This window comes from Okeania sp. SIO2B9, from assembly GCF_010672505.1.
GTDB classification, from domain to species: domain Bacteria; phylum Cyanobacteriota; class Cyanobacteriia; order Cyanobacteriales; family Microcoleaceae; genus Okeania; species Okeania hirsuta.
The window spans coordinates 1-7,633 of sequence record NZ_JAAHGK010000208.1 but is presented as its reverse complement, the minus strand read 5'-3'; the positions used below and the strand labels follow the sequence as shown (position 1 = coordinate 7,633).

The window sequence follows — 7,633 nt, the reverse complement described above, 5'->3', positions numbered from 1 at the left end:
TGGCAAATGTCATACTAATTGTCCTGCGTTTAATTCTACTTGTGAATTTCCTAACTACAATTTGACCATGAGTGTTAATCTTTCTAGTCACCAAATTTTACAACCAAATTTAGTAGAAGAAATTGACGAAATTTTGCAAGCAACAGACTGTAAACCTAATTATTTAAAACTTGAAATTACTGAAACAGTGATTATGAAAAATGTTATTTTAGCAACCACAGTATTGAATCAATTGAAAAATCGAAATATTAAATTATCAATTGATGACTTTGGTACAGGTTATTCATCATTAAGTTATCTACACCAATTCCCAATTAATAGTTTGAAAATTGATCGCTCTTTTGTTAGCCCATTAGACCTGAATGTTACTGGTCAGTCGTTAAAAATTGTTAGTGCCATTACTGCACTAGCTCATAATTTAGGCTTAGACATCGTTGCAGAAGGAATAGAAACTCAAGAGCAAATGCAACAACTAAAGCGACTTAAATGTGAAAAAGGACAAGGATATTTATTTTCAAAACCAGTGGATAGTTACCAAGCAACTAAACTACTTCGTAATTTTAACTATCATCAAATATTGCAATAGATATTTTCAGGAAAGAGGGAACAGGGAACAGGGAACAGGGAACAGAGAGGAATAATTGATAATTTATGGATAAGAATTGATTTGATTTTTGATTTTTACCAGATGTCTAATAGACATCTTTAGCAAAGGAGTCAGGAGGGAAGAAAAAACAGAAGAAAGAGACAGTTTTTTGTTTGCTGGTACACAACTACGTTAACGCAGAGCGCGGAACAGAATTCTATCGCTAATTATCCGGATATGATATTACCACAAGCACTATATCTAGTAGAGCCTAACGGCCTTCACTCCCTACAGATGGCGTATAATTTGATATTTTGCATAATCTCATGTCCGGTAGCATCGTTTGTGTATAAAATTAAGGTGACACTCTTGAGAAAACCTTCTGCCTCCTGCCTTCCTTCCACCAAAGTCTAATTATTCAACCGGACATGATATAAGTCCTGATATTATTTGGTAATATTATTTCTGTTGAATTAAGTTAATAATTTATATAATTAATAGTGGCAATAATCAGTACATTTCCCAATATTTTTATCCAAGTTTTTCTAGTCGGAGCATGGTTAGGAATTATTTTAATTTTTGCTGAAGTACTTAACCGTTTTGCCAAAGTAGACCCAGAAATATCACGAAAAGTAGTTCATATTGGCACAGGTAATGTAATTCTATTAGCTTGGTGGTTACAAATTCCGGCATGGGTAGGTATTATGGCTGGAATTCTCTCAGCAGCGATCGCTTTAATTTCCTACCGACTTCCCATTCTTCCCAGTGTTAATAGTGTGGGACGCAAAAGTTTAGGCACATTTTTCTATGCAGTTAGTATTGGCATTCTTATCGGTTGTTTTTGGTTTCTCGAACAACCTCAATATGCAGCTCTGGGTATTTTAATTATGGCTTGGGGCGATGGTTTAGCTGCTGTTATTGGTCAAAATTTTGGCAAACATCCTTATCAAGTTTGGGGAATGAAGAAAAGTTGGGAGGGTTCCCTAACTATGTGTTTGGTTAGTTATGCTATTTGTAGTTTGATTCTTTTGGCAGTACAAGGCAATATTTGGCAAACTTGGGTCGTTGCTATTCCTGTGGCACTAGCTGCTACTGGTTTGGAGACCTTATCAAAAATTGGTATTGATAATTTAACTGTGCCACTGGGTAGTGCTGCTCTATGCTTTTTGCTAAATCTATTTTTATAGAGGTAGGCAACAGAAAAAATAACTTAGTAATAGGTATATAAATAATATAAAATATTAATATTTTATATATCCTTTTTTAAGCTTTTAACTCAGATTCCGCACCTCAATTTTTCACATAAAAAGTATCACAAATATCAGTGGTTTGCTCAGTATTTATACTCTATAAATGATGATAATTTAACTGAGACAAAAGCCAAATTAAATTGAATAAATTAAGCATAAATACTTGATGCAGTCAGATAATTAGTCAGCATCATTCCCTACTGACTAATGCATGTCGCCAATCCGACGGCTCTCCTAAATGACTACTGACTACTTGCCCTTTATATTATGCTTTGAAGTGCCGAATGTAGGTTTTAAACTACTTATATCAAGTCTCATTGAACAAGCATAATAAACTTGGCGTTGCACAGCGACGAATGATTTGAGATTTTTGATTGAATTGGATTGTGGATTAATCAATTGCTAGAATGATTAATATTAGGTTTTTTTAGTCAGAGTCTAAACTAATTTTTGCCAATATCATTCCAGAATGTGCAACCCCATAAACTTTGCTTCTGGTAAAGCTATAGGGACTAATCATCGTTAGTCCCTACATTATGGTTAATTAATTTAACTTGATATTATCTTTTCCCTTATAGGTTTAATACCCACGTGCATCATAAGCGGTGTCTAAAATTGATTAGAGATCGACAGAGAGGAGCGTCAACTGTTCAGTATCCCGATTCACTGTTTCGGTCTTTTAGTCCTTCCTTCCTCAATAGTTCTGACAAAACTTATTTTTTTCTACTAAGCTAACAATTTTACTGAACCTTTTGTATTACTCTGCCCAATTAGGTCCGTGATAAGGGTCTCCTTCAAAAGGATTTACACCAATCATTGGATACATATCATCGCTAGGACCAAAAATGCGGCTAATTGCTTCTGATATATAAACAACAGCCTCTTCAATAGATTGGAAAATATTCATAATTTTTACCTCTTTTTTGTCAATAAAACTTTGATTTCCTTACACTTTTATTCTAGCTGCTTATTCTCTGACTTGATGATAGTTGTAATATTTGTTTGGAGGTTGTATTATTTCGTAACTACTGACTATAGGGATCGACATAAAATGTGAATAATTATAGTTTTATATTTACAAGAATTTACTTTGAGCTGATACTTTTCTAGGTTAAAACTCACAGGATTATCTATTCTAGAATTTCAACTGTAGTATAACATCTTGATGCCAAAAGTATTAAATGTAAGGCTGATTATAATTAAAGCTACTATATTTATCGCCAATAAATTTTGGGATAGAGCCTTATCTGGCTAGAAATAACTTTAGAAGTCAAAGAAGCATAAGAGTTACTAATAGTTTTATGGAGAATTATCAAAATCACCTGGACAGATATAGTAATTTTTACTATAATTAACATAAAGAGCTTAGTTAGGAAGTTGTCCAATGACACAAGAAGATCGAGAACTTTCTCTCTCGCCAGAAGATTACAGTTTGTTAACAGACCTCTACCAACTAACAATGGCAGCTTGTTATATTGGGGAAGAAATAGACCAACGGCAAGCTAATTTTGAAGTATTTGTGCGAAGACTCCCGGTCGGTTTTGGCTATCTCATTGCCATGGGTTTAGCACAAGTATTAGACTATTTAGAAAAATTTCGATTTGACCACGCACAAATTGAGGCTTTACAGTCAACTGGGATATTTGCTAATGTTCCTAATAAATTTTGGTCGGTTTTGGCAGAGACTAAATTTACTGGAGATGTATGGGCAGTACCAGAAGGAACAGCTATATTTCCGAACCAACCCCTACTGCGGATAGAAGCTCCACTTTGGCAAGGACAGTTAGTGGAAACATATCTATTGAATACTCTCAACTACCAAACTTTAATTGCTACAAAAGCAGCTAGAATGCGGGATATTGCAGGCCATGATGCAAAGTTATTTGAATTTGGCACTAGACGTGCATTTAGTCCCCAAGCTAGTGTTTGGGCGGCTCGTGCTGCTTTAGCAGGTGGAATGGATGCTACTTCTAATGTTTTGGCAGCTTTGAAACTGGGTAGGAAACCAGTAGGTACAATGGCTCATGCTTTGGTGATGGCAATATCTGCCGTTGAAGGCACGGAGGAGGATGCTTTTCATGCTTTTCAACGATATTTTCCTGAAGCACCCCTATTGATAGATACTTACGATACGTCGGCAGCTACTCACCTATTAGCACAACGAGTCAAGCAGGATGATATGCAGGTGAGTGGGGTAAGGTTAGATTCAGGAAATTTAGTCCAATTATCCCAGGAGGTACGATCGCTACTACCAGAAGTGACAATTTTTGCTAGTGGAGATATAGATGAGTGGGAAATAGCTAGACTTCAGCGGGAGAATGCTTGTATAGATGGGTATGGTATTGGTACTAAGTTGGTAACTGGTGCCCCTGTCAATGGAGTTTATAAATTGGTAGAAATAGACGGCATTCCGGTGATGAAAAATTCTACGGGGAAAGTGAGTTATCCTGGTCGAAAACAAATATATAGATATCTGGAAAATGGTCAGTTAAAACAAGATTATTTGGGATTAATGGATGAAGATGTATCGAATCAAACAGAACATCAGACTGATTCTTTTATAAAATTAATGTCACAAGTAGTTAAAAATGGGAAAATAGTGCAAAAATCGGAAAATCTAGAAGCGATCGCTAAACGTACTGCTGCTTCTGTTGCTAGTTTGCCTCCAGAAATTCGTAGTCTAGAAAATCCTAATTTGTTACCAATGAAAATTTCTGATAACTTACAAGAAATTACACAAAAAACTCGGCGTTGCTGAAGAGCGTGTATAACATTAATCTTAATTATTTAGGAGTCAGTCCTCAGTCCTCAGTCCTCAGGAGGAAAGAAAGAAGAAGTAAAGAGTAGTAGAAGGAGAAAGTTTTTTTGTTTAGCTGGCGCACAACGCACGTTAACGGTATGCGACAGGTCAAGCGCAGCATTCCGCATCGAAAACATGGAGTGTGGAACGGAGTTCTATTCCGCTCTTATCCAGACATAATATTATAACCTCAAATCACCAACGCCAAAAACTCAAGCTAATATCATGTCCGGTAGCATCGGTATTATAAGCGCGAAAGTAAGGAAGAAGGAAGAGGGAAGAGGGAAGAAGGCTTAAAAGCTTGAAAAAACTTAAATTTCCTGTAGATATTCACCCTTGGTTTTACACAAACAATAAAGTGCGGACATGATATAAAATACTTAAAAAATAAATATTAAGAGAAAATGAGGAAAATGTTCTATTGAAGCGATATACCAAATTTCTGCTCCGTTTCCAGTGTTCGAGCTTGAATTTATACCTACCACCTAAGAACTTTACGACTGCTAATTAAACAAACATGATATTAAAAATAATCACTAACTACTAAATATCTCCAAAAATAAAAAATAAAATCAATTATTATCCATAAATTATCAATTATTTCCCCGACTCCCGACTCCCGACTCCCTCTTTAATATCTAATGAAAAGCACTGTAAAACAATTTAACTTCAATTGAGATCAAACTATGAATAATTCCCAAGTATTATCAGGTTTAATGGGCGTGTGTATTGGAGATGCTTTAGGCGTACCTGTCGAATTTTCCAGTCGCAACGAAAGAACAATTAAACCTGTCACAGAAATGATTGGTTATGGCGCACATAATCAACCACCAGGCACCTGGTCAGATGATAGTTCAATGACATTATGTTTAGCTGAATGTCTGTGTGAAGGGTTTGATTTAGAAGCGATCGCCCACTCTTTTTATCGGTGGCGTTATGAAGATTATTGGACTCCTCATGGTAAAGTTTTTAGGTTTGCTTCCTGGAACCCGCCGAGGCCGATCCCCATCGTGCCGGTCTCGGGGGTGACGATCACGACCGGGGTGTGGGCCCAGAACGCGGCGGCGATGGCGGTCACACAGTTGGAGATGCCGGGACCGTTCTGCCCGATGACCATGCCGTGACGGCCCGAGACCCGGGCGTAGCCGTCGGCCATGTGGGCGGCGCCCTGCTCGTGAACGACGGGGATGAGGCGGATCCCGGCCGGGGCGAAGATGTCCATGGCGTCCATGAACGCCGAGCCCATGATGCCGAAACATTCGGTGACGCCGTTGGCGACGAGGGTTTCGACGAAGGCTTCACTGGGGGTCATTCGAGTCATTTTGAGACCCTATAGCGCTTCTGTGAGGGTGTCTACCCTCGGTCGGCCACCGCCGCGGTCATCGAACGTATGCCGGCGTTGAGCAGGCCGATCATCCGTTCGAAGCTCTCGTCGGTGTCCTGTTCGAGCGGGTGACCGTCGCCGGATTCGAGGTGGCTGAACCCATGGAACGCGCTGCGCAGCGTGCGGGCGGCGTGGACTCGGGCGTCGGCATCGAGCCCGAAACCGACCAGGGCCTGACCGAGGGTGGCCACCACCCGTTCCACCGCGGCCTCCAACTCGGCGTCGCCGGCACACGGGTAGCGGTCGGTGGCGGCGTAGAGGCCGGGGTGGTCCCGGACCATCTGCCGCCAGGCCAACCCCATGGCTCGCACCGCGTCCTCCCCGGCGAGGCCGATGGCGGCGTCAGCGAGGCGCCTGCCGAGCAGTTCCCGCCCCAACAGGCCGAGGGAGCGGACGAGGTCGTCGTAGCCGGTCACGTGGCGGTAGAGGGCGGGCTGGCTCGTGCCGAGGTCCCGGGCCACCCGGGTCAGCGTGACGCTGTCGAACCCTTCGGCGTCGGCGATGTTCGCCGCCGTCGCCACCACCAGTTGGGTACTGAGTTGTGGTTTCGCCATCAGCCGAGCCGTTCGGAATTCCTAGGAGACACAGGGGGCCGGAGGGTAGCACCGCCCACGAGGGGCCGATCATTCCCGGCGAACCGGGCACCCACCACCGGTTAGAGTACGTAACCAATCAGCTATACCCTTCATCAGTAGTGCAATTGAACCCCAATTAGATGTGCCACGACAAGCTTCACCCCGAAGCGCCGGCCGGTGGAGCGGTGGTGCCACGATCAGCCCGATCATGAGCGAGGACGGCCCCGGTGAACGAAACGAACGGCTCCAACAACGGCACACCCGCAACCGGTTCGGCTGATCCGACCGGTGCAGAATCGAAGGTGATGGTCGCGATGGAGCGGGCCCGGGAGGCGATGGAGGCCTTCGCCGACGCCTCCCAGGCCGAGGTCGACCGGGCCGTCACCGCGGTGGCGTGGTCGCTGTATGACCCCTCCAACGCACACGCCCTGGCCCGGCTCGCCGTCGACGACACCGGCCTTGGCAACGTGGCCGACAAGATCATCAAGAACCAGCGGAAGACGTTCGGCACGCTCCGAGATCTGCTGCGAGCAAAGACCGTCGGCATGATCGACCACGACCCGGCCCGGGGCATGACCCGCTACGCAAAACCGGTGGGTGTGGTGGCCGCGGTCACCCCGTCGACGAACCCGGCGGCCACACCGATCAACAAGACGATGATGGCGGTCAAGGGCGGGAACGCGATCGTCATCGCCCCCTCCCCAAGCGGCTGGAACACCACGGCCGAAGCGGTCCGGCTGGCTCGGGCCGAACTGGCAAAGGTCGGCGCCCCACCGGACCTGGTTCAGGTCCTCCCGAAGCCGGTGACCCGGGCCGACACCGAAGAACTGATGGCGGCCGCCGACCTGGTGGTGGCCACCGGGTCGCAGAACAACGTGCGCCGGGCCTACCACAGCGGCACCCCCGCGATCGGGGTCGGGGCCGGCAACGTGCCGGTCATCATCGATTCCACCGCCGACCTCGACGACGCGGCGGCCAAGATCGCCGCCTCAAAAACGTTCGACAACGCAACGTCGTGCTCGTCGGAGAACTCCCTGA

General features: G+C 44.2%; 7 protein-coding genes and 1 pseudogene. 5 read left to right on the top strand and 3 right to left on the bottom strand.

Translation table 11 applies throughout. From position 1 onward, the window contains the following. A partial coding sequence (locus tag F6K13_RS09935; RefSeq protein ID WP_287287309.1) for an EAL domain-containing protein occupies positions 1-586 on the top strand: 586 nt, incomplete at its 5' end. Positions 587-1,086: 500 nt separating this feature from the next. Continuing rightward, positions 1,087-1,773 (top strand): diacylglycerol/polyprenol kinase family protein, encoded by a 687-nt coding sequence (locus tag F6K13_RS09930; RefSeq protein ID WP_124145569.1) that lies wholly within the window; start codon positions 1,087-1,089, stop codon positions 1,771-1,773. 820 nt (positions 1,774-2,593) lie between these two features. Here F6K13_RS09930 and F6K13_RS09925 read toward each other — a convergent pair. Further along, positions 2,594-2,743 carry a hypothetical protein gene (locus tag F6K13_RS09925; protein ID WP_192901141.1) on the bottom strand — a complete coding sequence of 50 codons (150 nt, stop codon included), beginning with the start codon at positions 2,741-2,743 and terminating at the stop codon, positions 2,594-2,596. Positions 2,744-3,220: 477 nt separating this feature from the next. Here F6K13_RS09925 and F6K13_RS09920 point away from each other — a divergent pair, with 477 nt between their 5' ends. Together F6K13_RS09920 and F6K13_RS09915 are read left to right on the top strand one after the other, a co-directional pair. Beyond that, on the top strand, positions 3,221-4,594 hold the full coding sequence (locus tag F6K13_RS09920; RefSeq protein ID WP_124145568.1) for a nicotinate phosphoribosyltransferase: 1,374 nt from the start codon (positions 3,221-3,223) through the stop codon (positions 4,592-4,594). A 728-nt stretch (positions 4,595-5,322) separates the two neighbouring features. Then, positions 5,323-5,580, top strand: a pseudogene (locus F6K13_RS09915) (ADP-ribosylglycohydrolase family protein); the annotation flags it as partial. Between the two features lie 11 nt (positions 5,581-5,591). Here F6K13_RS09915 and F6K13_RS09910 read toward each other — a convergent pair. After that, positions 5,592-5,957 (bottom strand): thiamine pyrophosphate-binding protein, encoded by a 366-nt coding sequence (locus tag F6K13_RS09910; RefSeq protein ID WP_375340659.1) that lies wholly within the window; start codon positions 5,955-5,957, stop codon positions 5,592-5,594. A gap of 32 nt (positions 5,958-5,989) precedes the next feature. Then, complete coding sequence (locus F6K13_RS09905) at positions 5,990-6,574, bottom strand: TetR/AcrR family transcriptional regulator (protein WP_287287308.1); 585 nt, start codon at positions 6,572-6,574, stop codon at positions 5,990-5,992. Positions 6,575-6,822: 248 nt separating this feature from the next. Here F6K13_RS09905 and F6K13_RS09900 point away from each other — a divergent pair. Beyond that, a partial coding sequence (locus tag F6K13_RS09900; protein ID WP_287287307.1) for an aldehyde dehydrogenase family protein occupies positions 6,823-7,633 on the top strand: 811 nt, incomplete at its 3' end.